The sequence below is a fragment of the Reinekea sp. G2M2-21 genome, from assembly GCF_015687175.1.
Taxonomy (GTDB): domain Bacteria; phylum Pseudomonadota; class Gammaproteobacteria; order Pseudomonadales; family Natronospirillaceae; genus Reinekea.
In genome coordinates, this window is sequence record NZ_JADPQG010000001.1 from 1,769,960 (window position 1) to 1,786,124 (window position 16,165).

A 16,165-nucleotide genomic window follows, 5' to 3' on the forward strand; every position below is an offset into this window, starting at 1 on the left:
GATGGTCGCCAGAGCGACCATCAGATTGAACTCCCTACTTTGGTTCCACCAACATACGACCACGCATTTCCATATGAAGTGCGTGACAGAACCAATGGCAATAGAACCACTGCACCCCTGGTTTGTCGGCGATGAACGTGACCGAGGACGTTTGCTGTGGACCAATTTCCATACTCACACCGTGATTTACAACCGCAAATCCATGTGTCACGTCTTCGACCATATCGAGATTGGTGACGACAACTGTCACTTCATCTCCTTGTTTCACGGTGAACTTTTCCAAACCAAAAGTTGGCGCGACCGATGTCATATACACGCGGACTTTATTGCCGTTGCGAATGACTTTGTTGTCCGTTTCCAAGGTAATGCCATCTTTCTTGGCCATTGCAACGGTCGCTGCAAAAATCGGATCATCACGAGTCCATATTTTTTTGGTTTTCATTTTACTTCGGTGGACGATCATACAGTCATGAGGTTCTGCATAGGTTGGACCATCGTGCACCAGCTTCATTTCATCACCGGAGATATCAATCAACTGATCGTTTTCTGGGTGTAACGGACCGACCGGTAAAAAGCGGTCTTTCGAGAATTTACACAGCGCGACCAGATATTTACCATCTGCATCACGGGTTTCGCCCATGGTGGTATGGTTATGGCCTGGTTGGTACTGAACATCCAGCTTCTGGCGAATGTAATTCACTTTCTTGCCATTAAAATGATCGATGGCATCCTGTACATTCCATTTCACGATTTGACTGTCAATAAACACAGTCGTATAGGCGTTACCGCGTCCATCGAAAGCCGTATGCAAAGGCCCAAGACCTAATTCAGGTTCACCAACAATCGTGTCACGTGGTTTGATTTTGTCATCAAAAAGCGCATCAAGTTTATCAATCGCAATGATGGATACCGTCGGCGATAACTTTCCGTTGGCCACAAAGTACTCACCATTCGGCGACGTATTCAAACCGTGTGGGCTTTTCGGTACGGGGATATAACGTGTGAGCTTTGAACCTTTGCGACCATCAACAACCTTCACACCGTTGTAAACTTTGTAGTCGCCCGCGGCAATCGCTGCCTCAATTCGCTCAATGTTAAAAATCACCACATGGTCACGTTCGGCGGCGATCATGCTGCCGAGATTCATACCCATTTCTGAGTTATAGCAGGTAGAGGCAGCATACTTGCCCGTATAATCGGCATCGGTGTTGTCCAGGTTACCGTCCACAATAACCTGGAAAGCCATTTCCATTTTCTCGGCATCAACTACATTAAATAACGATGTGTATTTACTCGGATCATCTAGCACCGAACCATCGTTTGGCAATGGAACTTCATATTCGCCATTGCAGAATACATATTTGGTGTACGGGACCTTCTGTACACGTAAGCCGTGAATGGCATGCGCATTGGGAATGTCGAGCATCTTGTCAACTTTCATCACGTCGCAGCGAATTCGGGCTACCCGTGTGTTAGCCTTGTCATTAATGAAGACATATTTTCCGTTGTATCGACCGTCGGTCATACTCATATGCGGATGGTGAGAATCGCCGTTGGTGTACTTGCCGGTTTCTCCCATGATGGCTTTCGACTCATTGGTCATACCCCAGCCGGTAGCACTGTCATGGTTAAACACAGGAATCCGCATGAGCTCGCGCATTGAAGGTAATCCTAAAATTCGGACTTCCCCTGAATGACCACCACTCCAAAAACCGTAGTACTCATCGAGTTCACCTGGATCAACGCTGTGTTTTATTTTATCCTGAGTCGCTGCATGAGCCATTTGCGAGAACATCGTTGCGGTCATCGCTGGGGCGGCCACACCGAGTCCACCGATTAACGCTGACTTTTTAAAGAAACTGCGGCGACTGTTTGCATCTTCAAGACTGGTATCTTGGGTTTCTGGTTTATCATTATTTGTCATCTGTTTTCCCTCTTTCTGGGTTTTCGGATTTATTTCGCTCGTTAAATTTCTACAGCATCAATAATCTGAACTGCGTTTTTCTTTTTCTTTTTTGCTTTCAATAGCAACGGTGGGCATTTTTCCTCGTTGAAGTAAGTCATTTGGCAATCCAGGCAATAGTGACATTCACGCTGATTGATCACTCCATCAGGTTGAATTGCCTGAATTTCACATTCATTGGCACAAACACGGCATGGCTGACCGCATTCTTTTCGGCGTTTTAACCAGTCAAATAATTTTATGTTGGTCGGAACAGACAAGGCTGCTCCTAAAGGACACAGATAGCGGCAGAATGTTTTGCGTTGAAATAAATTGCTGAACAATATCAAACCAGCCCAGGCAACAAACCCCCATTCACGGGAAAAACGTAACAAGAAGGTCGTTTTAAAAGGCTCGATTTCGGCATAATGTTCGGCCAATGACAGAGATTGAATGGACAGACCAAATAGTGCCAACAGCACCAGGTATTTGATCGCCCATAAGCGCTCGTGAACAGCAAAGGGCAATTCGAACTGTGGGATGTGCAGTTTTCTGGCAAAGTGATTTATTAATTCTTGCAAGGCACCGAACGGGCATAACCATCCACAAAAAACGCCCCGCCCCCACATCAGTGCGGTAACCGCGACCGCAACCCAAATAATGAAGATAATGGGATCCAGTAAAAATATCTGCCAATTAAAATCGGTCATGAATGCATTTAAAAAGGTAAATACATTGACGATGGAAATTTGACCGGCACAATACCAGCCAATGAACAGCACGGTGTAGACCAAGAACCAATGACGTACATTGTGCAGAAGACGCGGATAACGAACCAAGACATCCTGAAAGAACAAGACCCCCATCAGCACGGTTAATCCCGCCAGGAGAATGACAATTTCTATTTTCTTATCCAACCAGACCTGTTGCCAAAGCGTCCGTTCAGGCTCCGTCATGATTGGTTGAGGTCGAATCACGTAGTCTTCCGGTACGTTATATTCGCCTTTGAAACTGGTAAAGACGGAGTCTATCGCACCCAATTGTCGACGAACCAACAGCTCAAACTGCCACGGCTGACCTGGATCGAAAGTCTGGTGTTCGCGAATGATAAACATCGACATTTCCGCGAAATGCGGTGCATCGGACAACAGCAAATCCATGACACGGATGTGGTCCAGATCTCGAAAACTGATCGCTTCCTCATTTTGCAGCAGCTGAATACGATCAAAAATTCCGCCGCGCACATAGCCGGAACCCTTAAACGAATAACCATTACCCAACAGCAGTAAGACATGCTCTCCCGGTTGTAAGCTCGACATCAACCAATCATATTCATCTTGACCTAGCAGGTTTTTACCAACTGCCGGAATATCTACCAAAGTGTAGAAAATATCCGTAAAAAGATTTTCCGCCTGGGACGGATCAGCGGTTTCAGGTTGAGCAACCTTGGTGTTTGAAAAAGCGGACTCGACAACACCATTGGTCAGTTTCAGTCGACGGATACTTCCGTCACCGGTCAGTTGCAGCCACGATTTCTCAGGTTGATATTCGGTGTTAATGCGAGCAGGCAACACAACCGACTGTGTATCCTCGATAATACCCAAAGCGCGTGCCAGCTCAGTTGCGCCGCGGCTGATACCGACATTCATTACCATCACGGTTACGGTTGCGCCAGAAATCCCGTCCAGTTGAATTTGGCCTTCTCCCGCATTACCCCCAACTTTAAAACGTTGAGTTAGCGAAAGCCCCGTGTATTGAGCGGTAAAATCATGCAACTTGGTTTCTGGAATGCCGACCAGCAAGATGGGCTCATGGTGTTCAAGAACGTCCGCGTGCAAGAAGGTGCCCTGCGGAGAAATAGACACCAATATGTTGACGGGTTCACCACTGTAGGCCGGTACCCGATGAATAGCGTTGGTCTCAAAAGCGTAACCTGCGGTCTCGCCGTCACGCGTGATCAACCAGTAAGGCAATTGGGCATCGGCTTTTCCGGCAACCTGCTGCTTGGTCCACTGCGCGTTAGGAAAATGAGTTTGTAAGAGCGTTTCGGGATCACGTGCGGGACTGACAAAGAGTGCCCAGCAGGAAACGCTGGGTAACAGCAACAAAGCAGTGAGAAGTATCGTGGTTAACCGGCGCATAACGTCACAAAGGTTAAATATGTAACGCCACTATGCGCAGGACCCACCGGCCATTACATGACTATGATCAAGTCAGAAAAATTATTATCCCGGGAAGCAACTTGAGATTGATTATCATCATCAGAATTACCTCATTAGAGGTACCTCTTTGACCGGAAAAATAGCCCGCTGAAAGACGAGCGGGCTTTGTGACATCAATTTTCTGTGGGTAAACGCTCTCCAAAAACGCGCACCACATTCCCGCCCATGACTTTACGGATAACGTCAGCACTGAACCCACGCGCCATTAATGTTTGCGTAATCGCGGCAAGCTCCGAACTGTCCAAGGCCGTATGCACGGAACCGTCGAAATCCGATCCTAAACCGACATGATCTTCGCCCAGCAGTTCCACAGCGGCAGCGATTGCCGACGCAATACCTTGGGGTGAGATATCACACACGGCATCCCAATAGCCGATACCAACCACACCACCTTGCGCAGCAATTTTCTGCATTAACGAATCGGCTATATTGCGTGGTGATTCGCAATGTCCATGCGTTCCGGTGTGACTGATAACGACGGGGTGCGTCACCATCACCAAAGCTTGCTCTACAACCGCTTCGGAGGAATGCGATAAATCGAGTACGACGGGCATGCTGTCGAGTTTGCGGACCACGGCCTTGCCGAAGTCGGTTAACCCCGCTTGAGACGCTCCGTGCAAAGACCCTCCGAGCTTATTGTCGAAGAAATGATGAAGACTCATCATGCGGAACCCTGCGTCATACAAACGGTCAATATTACTCAGTTCGCCATCCAATGCATGCGAGCCTTCGGTACCGATTAATCCACCCACTATTTCGCTGCCGTTAGCGCGCGCCGTCAGCAGGTCTCGCAAATCCTGTTGGGTTTCAATCACTTTAAATTGCTGTGGTGCTTTGGCTTCCATTTTGTGCAATCGACTCGCCTGATAAAGGGCGCGTTCGGTCAGGCTGTTCCAGGTTCGGATAGGCCACAACTGCCCAACAGCCAACAGCGTAATGTTGTCCCGCGCCTCCGCACTGTTATGGTTGTAGTTCAGACCTGCCGGGGTTTTGGTCACGGTCGTGAATACCTGAATGGCTTGATTGCCTGCGACCATGCGCGGTATATCGACGTGCCCATAATCACTACGCTTCAGAAGGTCGCGATTCCACAGCGTTGAGTCGGCATGAAGATCGGCAATTACCAGTGAGTCGTGCAACGCCCGCGCAGAGGTGCTGATTTGGTACGGCGCGTGAGGTTCTACGGTATTCATGCCTTTCTCTGCAATCGCCGGAACGAAACCAAAAAATCCAACCGTGCTAATCACGAACAGGAGCGCCAACGACACGCCGATCCATTTTATTATTTTCATTTTTTATCACTTTATGATTTTAAACGACTGCCACGTTAGGGAAAGTACTTCTGGCTGACAAGCAATATCACCCTCTCACACCGGCAGAGTCATTACGATTGTTCGGAATGCGCGATTTGTGCCTCGATAATGTCGGCAATATTGGCTTCAATCCAATCCGCAAAATCTTTTACCTTAACGCTGAAATCCTGACCGAGCCCCGTCAAACTGTACTCGACATGCGGCGGTACAACAGGGTACGACACCCGCTTTACCAAACCGTCGTGCTCCAACCCCTGCAGTGTCTGCGCGAGCATTTTCTCGCTGACTCCGGTGATTTTTTTACGCAGTTCGCTGAAACGATAGGTTTTCTCTTCCAAAGCCAGAATCACCAAAACCCCCCATCGACTGGTGACGTGCTTTAACACGCCGCGTGACGGGCATTTGTCGGAAAACAGATTGCCACGGGGCATCTTATGATTTTGTAAGGAATTCGTATGCATTCAAACTTACCTTTTGGTATGTACTTACTAAAAGTTTGTTAGAAGCATAGGCTTAACCACATCACAACGCAATTCAAAAACACGCAAAGGAGATAAACTATGATTTTAGTCACTGCCGCTACCGGCCAATTGGGCCGTTTGGCATTGGTTGCATTAGCCGAAAAAGTGGGTGCCAACAATGTCATCGCTGCGGTTCGTAACCCTGAAAAAGCCCAAGATCTTGCACAACAAGGTTTTGAGGTACGCCATGCCGATTATGAAAAACCAGCGTCACTGCAGGCTGCATTAAAAGGCGTCGAAAAAGTCTTGTTGATTTCGTCCAGTGAAATTGGGCAGCGAGCACCACAACATCAGGCGGTAATTGATGCCGCACGAGAACAAGGCGTGTCCCTGCTGGCTTACACCAGCATTCTCAACGCGACCTCGTCACCACTCGCATTGGCTCAAGAACACGCAGCGACTGAACATGCGTTGGCCGCATCTGGCGTACCATTTGTATTGTTACGCAATGGCTGGTACCTGGAAAATCATCTGGCCGGTGCACGACAGGCGGTGGATATGGGCGCCGTTTTTGGTGCGGCTGAAGACGGAAAATTTTCATCCGCCACTCGTGCCGATTTTGCTCAAGCCGCTGCGGAAATACTGACCCGACCGAATCAAGCCGGAAAGGTTTATGAATTAGCCGGCAGCGAAGGCTTTACCTTGACTGAATATGCGGCTGCCCTGAGTGACATCAGCGGTAAAACGGTGAACTATACGAGTTTCGATGAAAGCCAATACCGCGTCGCACTGATCGACGCGGGCCTGCCTGAAGGCTTTGCAGCCATACTGGCCGACAGTGATGCGCAGGCCGCAAAAGGCGCGTTGTTCAGTACCAGCCAAGATCTGGAAACGTTGCTGAGTCGGAAAACGACTTCAATGCGAGAAGCATTGGAAAAAACACTGAAGCGGTAACGCGGAACTTATTCAGCACGCCGACACTGAACTTCCACCGGTTATTCCCAGCGGAAGTTCAGTTGGCCAATATCTGCCATTGCTGATATCAACCGCCATTATCCATCCACTGTGTATTCTGTGCACCATCGACAGTTGGCGCGGCATAGATGTCCATCAGTTTACCGCTGTTGACGTTGGTAATTTTAAAGTGGCCTGTTCCGGTAGACGAAAATTGACGTTGCTGACTTGTCCCCATTCCGGTACCACACCGGCAATGAGTAAAGCCCCCCCATAATTTCGTAGGACTGGCTATGTAACTCTGTGGTGAGCTGACCGACACCGAAGTTCAGTCAGGCGGATGGTTTAATCTGATGACCAGGATCGACAAAAGAATCGCTGCAATGAAAACCCACCATCACTCGCAACCCAAGACAATGCCCGCATCATTAGGCCAGCCCCCTCCCTCATCTTCCAATTGTTGGACCCTGTCGATATCCGCGCCGTAGGCAAATACCGGCGCAATATTTACTGGACTAAGAACACTCCCGAGAAGGGTTAAGAAAGCGAAAACGACTCTTGAATAGTTTTTTAATCTGTTTACCCCTGTTTTTTGATGTTTTTGTCATCGTTCAGGGCAAGCATCAGCAATTAATTCCTGCAATTTATAGTTTTTATGACTCAAAAAAGAGTCGTGCCTCGCAATTAAGAGTCATCAGACAGGTGATTGCTCCGCGATAATACCAACTGGTAGGTAATGGGAAGAAAAAACCATAATTTCCGTAAATATCTGAGAACAGTATCTAAACGAATCAAAATGATGATGAAAGTCAGGCCAATAATGCAGCTTTTTAACACCTCATTCGTGAAAATTTCGCTCAAGACAGAGTCTCTATACCACCCTTTTTGAACGTATTCAGGGCAAATTCGCCCTCGATCGAAATTTTTTGGCCTGAAACAGAGCATTCCGCGAGAAATTGGCAATTCTTAGCAACCCAATCTTCTTAATTCTTGACCAATAGGTTATATTTTTTACGCCTTTGCCAATGACGATGATCTCGTCCGTTGTAAATAAGCGGCCCGGTTAACGCTCACCGGATGGAGCCACTTCGGCACAACCCGAAAGCTCCATGCGCCATTACACAGGCATAGGCAACACACTGAAACAACCTGTTTAGGAGCCTCAACAGCTCCGGAAACTGAAAACCTGAACAACAAAAACAATAGGGATATGGCTAATGATTCCTGGTCTACATGCCATACGCAGTTCGCTATTAACAACAGAAAAATGGAAGTGGAGTTTCACCATAATGTATAAAAAACTACTCATAACAACGGCCGTTCTGGCCGCAAGTTACTCACAAGCAGAATTAATGATCACTGGGGTTGTCGATGGCCCTTTATCTGGTGGTTTACCAAAAGCGATTGAGCTTTACGCAACAGACGCCATCGCCGATTTAAGCGTTTACAGCATTGAAGGCATTGGCGCTGGTGGTACCTCAGGTTCAAATGTATTTAGTTTCCCAGCCCAAGCCCTTGCTGCTGGAAGCTATTTTTGGGTGACCAATAACGAGGCTGGATTTCAAGAATATTTTGGGTTTGCCGCTGATGGCGTCGGCACTTTAGGTAATAATGGTGACGATATTTATGTTCTGAAAACCAGTGCAGCAACGATTGATATTTATGGTGAACTTGGTGTTGATGGTACCGGTACAGCTTGGGAATTTCTGGACGGATGGGCCTATCGTAAACACACCACCGCGCCAAACGGCGGAACTTTTGACGCCGCACAATGGAACTATTCAGGTATAAACGCATTAGACGGTTCCTCATCAAATACAACAATGCCCGTAAAAGGTGTCGTTCCTGCAGGTCCAACCATCCCTGACGTAGGATCCTGTGGCGATCCTGCGACCTTAATTTCCGAAGTACAGGGCAATGGCAACAGTTCGTCACTTGAAAATGAATACGTCGTAGTAGAAGCCATCGTCAATTTTGACGCACAGGGCGACGGTAGCTCCTTCCAGTACAGCGGTTTCTTCCTGCAAGAAGAAGACAGCGACATGGATGCGGATCCATCGACCTCTGAAGGCATATTCGTTTACGACTTTGCCAACGCTGTTGCTTCCGGCGACTTGGTTCGCCTCGTTGGACAAGTTGCAGAATTCAACGGAATCACCCAGATCAAAGATCTGGATACATTGACGGTGTGCTCATCGGGTCACCCCCTTCCAACGCCAACTTCTTTGACCTTCCCACTTACAAGCCTTGACCAGTTAGAAGCCGTTGAAGGCATGGGTGTAACCATCGACACACCGATGGTGGTCAGTGATTTCTACGGTACCGGTTATGGCTTCATCAACTATGGCCAGTTCGTCGCGTCCTCCAAACTGCATTATCAACCAACCACGCTAGCCGCCCCGAGCGTGGAAAGTTACAACAATGCGATCACCGCGTTTAAACTGGACAGCATTCTGATTGATGATGGCGTTGCCGCATCAAATCCAGATGTCATCCCATTCCCAACGGCCGCTGGATACAGTAACACCAACTATTTCCGGGTTGGATTTGAACTGAGCAATCTCGCTGGTGTCGTACATGGCTATGACAATGGCTCAACAAAACTTCCCTACTCTCTGATTCCGTCTACGAGTCCTACCTTCATTCCAACGGCCAAATATGACCGAACGCTGGAACCTTATATCGACGGTTCAGAAAATCTGGTTATAGCCAGCATGAACGTACTTAATTTGTTTAACGGCATTGAAAACGAAGCGGATGAAACATTTTTCCCTACCCTGACGGAAGAGAAAAATAAGACTTTTGGGGATTACCGTGGAGCAAACTCAGCAGAAGACTATGCCATTCAGCTGAGCAAAATCGTTGCTGCCATATCCGCGATGGACGCTGACATTGTGGGGTTGATGGAAATTGAAAACGATGGTTTCGGTGAGAAGAGTTCGATCAAAGCGTTGACCGATGCACTCAATGCAGAAGTTGCCGTAGAAAACGAATACGCTTTCGTGAATGCCGGAGAAAAAATCGGTGACGATGCCATTGCCGTCGGTCTTTTGTATCGCAAAAATGTATTGTCTCCGGTCGGTACAACCGTGATTCTGGATTCTGCGAATTCACCGCTCGATGAAAACAACGAGCCTTTGTTCCTGGATACAAAAAATCGACCTTCACTGATCCAAACTCTGAAGCACCACGAATCAGACCAAGCAATTACCATTGCTGTGAACCACCTGAAGTCGAAAGGCAGTAACTGTAACGCCCTGTCTGATCCTGACCTAGGCGATGGCGCGGGCAACTGCAACATTACTCGCTCACGAGCTGCTCAGGCTTTAGCAACATTCTTATCCGACAACCCCACTGGCGTAGAAACTAACAACATCATCATGGTTGGTGACTTCAACTCGTACGCTAAAGAAGACCCCATTGTTGCCCTTGAAACGGCTGGCTTTACTAATCTGAAAGATACAGATAAGTCAACTGAAGAAATTCCGTTCAGTTACAGCTACTCTGGATTACTAGGCAGCTTAGACTACATCATCGGCAGCGAAGCAATGACCGAAAACCTGCTAAGTATCGACGCCTGGCACATCAATTCTATTGAATCTGATGTACTGGACTATGACACTACTCTAGACCCATATGAGAAAAACGATACGTATGCCAGCGCCGATGACCCTTACTACTCATCTGACCACGACCCGATTGTGGCAGCGTTTTACCTGGCAACTACTAAGGATGACCAGGACGAGGATGACCAGGACGAAGATGACAACTCCTCAGATAAGCCTAAGAAAGGTGGTTCATTGAGTTGGAGTGTCCTGATGCTTGGATTGCTTGCTGTGCTGTCACGCAGAAAAACAGCGGCTGCAAAATAAGCAATAGATACTGATTTTTTCAACCCAATAATAATCCCGCCTTTGGCGGGATTATTGCCATTACTCCTCCTTGTTTAGCGCGCAACACACTATCTCCATTAAACTGCAACGCTAAAAACTTGCTTGCCCGCACGTGTTAACGGTCGACACCAAGCCATAACGCCTTTCAAGACTATCGAAGATAATATCAGGGGGACCTGACAGAGAGGACAATACCTTCGCAACCAGTTGCGATGTAAGGATAAAAAAAGCCCGGTATAGACCGGGCTAAACACATTACAACATAGATTAAATACGACTTAAAAACTCAATGAAACATCTTTGTGCGTGGATTGGCAAGCCGCAATATCCAGCGCTAATCGATCGGTTAAGCGATCCTGCAAGCGAACACCAATGTTATAGCCAATGGCTTTATCCAACTTTTTCAAAGCGGGGAGTACAGACGAATTGGCTTCGTTCATCCATGCAACATCACTGGCGAGCTGCGCCAGGGCCTGGTCTTTGAACGCCAAAGCTTCCTGAGCATCAGGACTGTCGCCGCGTAATGCACGCCGAGCTTTAGTCACCAGACTGCGAACCGATTCCGCGCCGGGGATGGCATCCAGCTGATCTTCCAACACTTTGATACCGTCCATTGCCGTATCAGCATCATTGTTGGTAATCAGATTGTCCAACGCTGCGACAGCGGATTGCTGTTCCGCCAGACGGGACGCACTGTTCAATACCCTCAATATTTCCTGCAAAGGTCGGTAGGCATTATCGACATGGTTTTGATAACCCAACCGCGCAATTTTCAGATCTTTCAGCAAGGCTTGGTAACGTTCGTTCTCAGACTGCCACTGTGGTGGAACTTCACTTTGCAGCTGAGAAATGTCCGATTCCAGAATAGCGATGTCAGCTTCAGCATCGGCCAGATTCTGTTCGGAAATACTGTCATCAAAACGAGCGTTATCGATATAAGCGTTGTGCTCTTCAATAGCCGCTTCCAACTGTCGAATTTGACGTTCACGCGCCCTCACATCGATATGCAGATCGCGATAGTTCATCGACGCTTCGGCAATAACCAGTTTCGCTTGATTTACTTGATCAACTTTAGCGAAGGTCTGCCGACTCTGATCGATCACACTGCCAATACTCTGTTGGTAAGAACTCGGCAAAACGCTGATGTCGACACCTGCCATGGTATCCAATGCTTTTAGAATATCCTGTTCATGTTTTGCGTAATAATCGAATACTTCGACTTCCAAACATTGCTGTAATTTTGGGTTCATCGGAGGCGGTGCATTTTCCGATGTCAGGAAAGTGCGGTTTGGCAGATAATTCACCAACGGTGGCGCGAGACCGACAATCAACAGCGCGAACAACTGCAAGCCGATGAACGGTACGACACCTTTATAAATATCCAGCGTTTTGACTATTTTTGGCGCCACACCACGCAAGTAAAACAACGCAAATCCGAATGGAGGTGTCAGGAAGGACGTCTGCATATTTAGACCGATCATCACACCCAACCATACCGCCGTGACGTTAGCGTCAGGCGCCGCCAGCAAAATAGGCGCTACCAACGGAACCACCACGACGGCAATTTCGATGAAATCCAGGAAGAAGCCCAACAAAAAGATAACCAGCATAACCACTAAAAACTGCGTCCAGAATCCGCCGGGCAAACTGGTGAGTGCATGGCGAACCAACTCTTCGCCACCAAAAGCCCGGAAAGCAGCCGTGAGCATCGCCGCACCAATCAAAATAATGAACACCATACTGGTGGTTTTGATGGTTTCAGTCATGACCTGATTCAGCGTGTCGTCTGTTTTGAACACACGCCAGGTACTCCAAAACACAGCGAAAGCCAACACTAGCGAAAAGAACACCGCCAACACAAAACCAAATGTCTGACCCGGGGTGGTGAGGTTTTTAACATTAATCTCCCAAATACTGAGCACTAACGCTATACCAACAATAGACACACCCGCCAAGATCGCCGGTAGATAAACATGTTTGTCACCTTTAAAAATACGGTAACCGCCCATCAGAATCGCGCCGATCGCGCCAATGGCCCCGGCCTGGTTTACCGTGGCCACACCGGTGAGGATGGACCCCAACACGATGACAATCAGCGCCAATGGTGGTACCAGGGCTTTCACCACATTCCTTAAAAATGACCGGTCGTATTCACCATCGTACGGTACTGGTGGTGCGGATTTTGGTTTTAAAACCGCAGTAGCGAGAATATAAAGAATATACAAAGCAACCAGAACCAAGCCTGGAATGATAGCGCCCATAAACATATCACCGGCACTGGCGGACACGACATCCAGGTGCGACGGCATGGAAAATTCGCCAGTCACCGCACGGTATTCTGTCGCACGGATGGTTGAGGCTTGATCGGCAGCAGAAGACAATTGGTCCGCAAGAATAATTAATACAATGGACGGTGGAATAATCTGCCCTAAGGTTCCAGAGGCGCAAATGGTGCCGGTTGCCAGCGACTTGTCGTAATTATTGCGTAACATCGCCGGTAACGAAATCATGCCCATGGCGACAACGGTTGCACCCACAATACCCGTGGTGGCGGCCAAGAGTGCACCAACTATCACCACGGAAATACCCAGACCGCCTGGCACAGGACCAAATAATTGCGCCATGGCAACCAACAGATCTTCGGCTATGCGTGAACGCTGCAGCATAATGCCCATAAAAATAAACAGAGGGATAGCAATCAACGTATCCCGTTCCACTTCCCAATACAGGCTGCGGAAATTCGTCACCCCCGCTGTTAACCACTGAGTTGGACCACCGTCCGCAAAATACGCTCCGGTATCACCGGCAAACAACCAACCACACAAGGCTGCCAGCGAGATAGCAAGGATGGCCGAACCCGGTAGCGCAAACGCGACGGGAAAGCCCGATATCAACGCGCCGACCATGAGCGCGATCAAGATGCATAAAAACAGTAATTCCATAATCTGATTCCTTTATCCGGCGACGTCGTCGTGATGGTCGTCACTGGCTTCAACTTCACCGGTTAAAATAGCCACATGTTTTAATAGATAGCTGCAGAACTGCAGCAACATGGAGACGGCGAATACCACCAGGTACGCCGCCATAATGTATTTAATGAACAGTCCATACGACGATTGCGAGATTTCAAAATTCAACAGAGGGCTGTTCAATATGCTGTTTTTCTCCCACATCCCCATGGTCAAGATGATCCAGCAAAGCGGGAAAGCCAGGAAGAAAATGCCAGCGGTATTCACAATGGCTTTGTAACGGATGGAGCGTTGTGCATAAAGCACATCGACGCGCACATGCCCTTCTTCACGCAGAGTGAACGCTGCGGAAAACAAAAATAAACCGGCATACCAGAAACGAACCAGGTCACCCATTAAAGTTTGTTCATAAGAGAAAATGAAACGGGCCACTACGATCCACGCTTCGGCAAAGACCACCAGTAAGGCAAGCCAGGACACGGAAATAGTTTTAAAGCGATACGCCAACACCAGGCTGATCGCAATTAAAGGGTAATGCACATAGGTGCCACGGAAGGTTGCTTTACCGAGGTTGGTACCTAACTCATCACCAAAGACGACCGTTAACAGGTCTTCCACACGCATCCAAGAGATCAAGCCATCCATCAACCCAATGATTAAGATCGACCAAAAAGCCGCACGAATCACATATTCGGACCACCGAGTCCAGCGCTGGCTGTCTTCAATCATGAGCCGGTCTGGCGTGCTCTTCGTGCGGTATATGACATACGGAAAAATGAGTATGTAACTGGCGAGTTGCAACCACGCATACAGAGCGGCGCTGTCAGCCTGCTCATTTGAGGTGAAAAAATAATTGGCAACGCCTGGCCAATCGCGCCAAACGTTTAAATAATTATTGAGCAAATAGATAAAAGTGAAACATACCATGGCATAGGCGATAGAGCGCACTATCCAGTTCAACTGTTGATAACGCCGCGTTAGTGGCTGGGCGAGCACCGATACAATTTCCACAAAGTCACCAAATCGAAAGTGTGCTGGGGTTAATAAAAAGCGTCAGTCGGACAACCGAGTGACGCTTTTATTCAATCGAATTTACAGCGCGTGATTGAGATCACATGCCCAATACACGGTTACGCTGTTGAACATAGGCCACATCAGAAATCTTATTCCAGCCACCCACTTCTTTGCGGGCCTTTGCGAAACTCTGGTGAATACGTTTCGCTAATGCGGAATGATCCTGAACGTCTTCAAATACTTCTTCAGACGCTTCACCGAAGGCATCGTAAGTATCGTCAGAGAATTCACGCAGCTGCACACCCTGTTGACTGAGCAGACGTTGCAAAGCAGCACCATTTTTCCAGCTGAATTCCGAATACATGTATTCGTTTTCTTGTGCAGCCGCCGCAGCAATGATGTTTTGATCCATTTTGGACAAACCATCCCACCACTTCTTGTTCATCTGCACACTCAACATCGAGCCGGGTTCATGGAAGCCTGGGTAGTAGTAGAACTTAGCCGCTTCGTACAACTTCATGATTTCGTCGTTCCATGGACCCACCCACTCGGTAGCGTCAATGGCGCCAGAAATCAGGTTTTCATATATCTGACCACCTGGCAGAGACACAGGAGACCCGCCGAGCTTAGACAATACTGAGCCGCCCAAACCTGGCATACGCATCTTCAGGCCTTTAAAGTCGGAAGCTGACTTCATTTCTTTGCGGAACCAGCCACCCATCTGTACGCCCGTGTTACCACAAGCCAAGCCTTTCAGACCAAATTCACCAGACAGCTCGTCCCACAGCTCCTGTCCGCCACCAAAACGCAACCAAGCGTTAAATTCAGTCGCCGTCAGGCCAAAAGGTACGGCCGTAAAATAGCCGAAACCCGGGTGTTTACCGGTGAAATAATACTCAGCTCCGTGATACATCTGGGCATTGCCGGAGGCCACTTCATCGAACACGTCGAAAGCACCAACACGTTCACCGGCAGCAAAATATTTCGCGGTAATACGACCGTCAGACAAATCGGCCAAGCGCTGAGCAAAGCGCTGTGCGCCGGTTCCCAACCCCGGGAAATCACGAGGCCAGGTAGATACCATGGAAATTTCAATTCGATTCGCAGCGATGGCAGGTGCTGAGATGGTCGTCGCAGCGGCCACAGAACCGGCGCCAATCAGACCTTTTTTAATGACGTCACGTCTTTTCATTTTGTTCTCCTGGTTGGTCACGTTCCTCTGCCATATGCACCGCAAAGTGCTCGCGTGACAGAGTTCAGTTGCTATCTTTTTTATTTTTTCAGCCGCTACAGACTTTTTCATCCGCTCACAGCCAACCAAAAAATTGGAGCGAGAATTTTGATCACTCTCTTTGCACAAGCAGTTTTATTCTATTGTTTTCCACAGTGCCCATTCA

At 48.2% G+C, this 16,165-nt stretch carries 11 protein-coding genes; 2 read left to right on the top strand and 9 right to left on the bottom strand.

Annotation, left to right across the window (positions count from 1 at the left end):
• Nucleotides 1–34 precede the first annotated feature (34 nt).
• From nosZ to IYN85_RS08105, 4 genes are all read right to left on the bottom strand, one after another.
• The gene (gene nosZ, locus IYN85_RS08090; protein WP_196158295.1) at nucleotides 35–1,924 is read right to left on the bottom strand and encodes a TAT-dependent nitrous-oxide reductase; all 1,890 of its coding nucleotides are present in this window, start codon (nucleotides 1,922–1,924) and stop codon (nucleotides 35–37) included.
• Nucleotides 1,925–1,965: 41 nt separating this feature from the next.
• Nucleotides 1,966–4,083 (bottom strand): transcriptional regulator NosR, encoded by a 2,118-nt coding sequence (gene nosR / locus IYN85_RS08095; protein WP_196158296.1) that lies wholly within the window; start codon nucleotides 4,081–4,083, stop codon nucleotides 1,966–1,968.
• 194 nt (nucleotides 4,084–4,277) lie between these two features.
• Entirely contained in the window at nucleotides 4,278–5,456 is a 1,179-nt protein-coding gene (locus IYN85_RS08100) for a dipeptidase (protein ID WP_196158297.1), read from the bottom strand.
• 92 nt (nucleotides 5,457–5,548) lie between these two features.
• Nucleotides 5,549–5,938, bottom strand: a complete 390-nt coding sequence (locus IYN85_RS08105; RefSeq protein WP_196158298.1) for a helix-turn-helix domain-containing protein — start codon at nucleotides 5,936–5,938, stop codon at nucleotides 5,549–5,551.
• A gap of 99 nt (nucleotides 5,939–6,037) precedes the next feature.
• Here IYN85_RS08105 and IYN85_RS08110 point away from each other — a divergent pair, with 99 nt between their 5' ends.
• Entirely contained in the window at nucleotides 6,038–6,892 is an 855-nt protein-coding gene (locus IYN85_RS08110; protein ID WP_196158299.1) for an SDR family oxidoreductase, read from the top strand.
• Between the two features lie 88 nt (nucleotides 6,893–6,980).
• Here IYN85_RS08110 and IYN85_RS08115 read toward each other — a convergent pair whose 3' ends face one another.
• A complete protein-coding gene (locus IYN85_RS08115) occupies nucleotides 6,981–7,130 on the bottom strand; it encodes an RICIN domain-containing protein (protein WP_196158300.1) in 150 nt (49 codons plus the stop codon).
• A gap of 94 nt (nucleotides 7,131–7,224) precedes the next feature.
• Nucleotides 7,225–7,293, bottom strand: a complete 69-nt coding sequence (locus IYN85_RS26345) for a hypothetical protein (RefSeq protein ID WP_370592179.1) — start codon at nucleotides 7,291–7,293, stop codon at nucleotides 7,225–7,227.
• A gap of 888 nt (nucleotides 7,294–8,181) precedes the next feature.
• Here IYN85_RS26345 and IYN85_RS08125 point away from each other — a divergent pair.
• Nucleotides 8,182–10,764, top strand: coding sequence for an ExeM/NucH family extracellular endonuclease (locus tag IYN85_RS08125; protein ID WP_196158301.1), 2,583 nt, complete (start codon nucleotides 8,182–8,184; stop codon nucleotides 10,762–10,764).
• A gap of 299 nt (nucleotides 10,765–11,063) precedes the next feature.
• On the opposite strand, the gene IYN85_RS08130 is transcribed toward IYN85_RS08125, so the two are convergent.
• From IYN85_RS08130 to IYN85_RS08140, 3 genes are all read right to left on the bottom strand, one after another.
• Complete coding sequence (locus tag IYN85_RS08130) at nucleotides 11,064–13,727, bottom strand: TRAP transporter large permease subunit (RefSeq protein ID WP_196158302.1); 2,664 nt, start codon at nucleotides 13,725–13,727, stop codon at nucleotides 11,064–11,066.
• A gap of 12 nt (nucleotides 13,728–13,739) precedes the next feature.
• Nucleotides 13,740–14,765, bottom strand: coding sequence for a TRAP transporter small permease subunit (locus IYN85_RS08135; protein ID WP_196158303.1), 1,026 nt, complete (start codon nucleotides 14,763–14,765; stop codon nucleotides 13,740–13,742).
• Between the two features lie 100 nt (nucleotides 14,766–14,865).
• Nucleotides 14,866–15,960: a TRAP transporter substrate-binding protein gene (locus tag IYN85_RS08140; RefSeq protein ID WP_196158304.1), complete on the bottom strand. Its 1,095-nt coding sequence runs from the start codon at nucleotides 15,958–15,960 to the stop codon at nucleotides 14,866–14,868.
• Nucleotides 15,961–16,165 lie beyond the last annotated feature (205 nt).

What these genes read in the sequence shown, in the direction of transcription:
- nosZ (WP_196158295.1), bottom strand. Translation starts at nt 1,924, where the DNA reads ATGACAAATAATGATAAACCAGAAACCCAAGATACCAGTCTTGAAGAT.
- IYN85_RS08130 (WP_196158302.1), bottom strand. Translation starts at nt 13,727, where the DNA reads ATGGAATTACTGTTTTTATGCATCTTGATCGCGCTCATGGTCGGCGCG.
- IYN85_RS08100 (WP_196158297.1), bottom strand. Translation starts at nt 5,456, where the DNA reads ATGAAAATAATAAAATGGATCGGCGTGTCGTTGGCGCTCCTGTTCGTG.
- IYN85_RS08140 (WP_196158304.1), bottom strand. Translation starts at nt 15,960, where the DNA reads ATGAAAAGACGTGACGTCATTAAAAAAGGTCTGATTGGCGCCGGTTCT.
- nosR (WP_196158296.1), bottom strand. Translation starts at nt 4,083, where the DNA reads ATGCGCCGGTTAACCACGATACTTCTCACTGCTTTGTTGCTGTTACCC.
- IYN85_RS08105 (WP_196158298.1), bottom strand. Translation starts at nt 5,938, where the DNA reads ATGCATACGAATTCCTTACAAAATCATAAGATGCCCCGTGGCAATCTG.
- IYN85_RS08110 (WP_196158299.1), top strand. Translation starts at nt 6,038, where the DNA reads ATGATTTTAGTCACTGCCGCTACCGGCCAATTGGGCCGTTTGGCATTG.
- IYN85_RS08115 (WP_196158300.1), bottom strand. Translation starts at nt 7,130, where the DNA reads ATGGGGACAAGTCAGCAACGTCAATTTTCGTCTACCGGAACAGGCCAC.
- IYN85_RS08125 (WP_196158301.1), top strand. Translation starts at nt 8,182, where the DNA reads ATGTATAAAAAACTACTCATAACAACGGCCGTTCTGGCCGCAAGTTAC.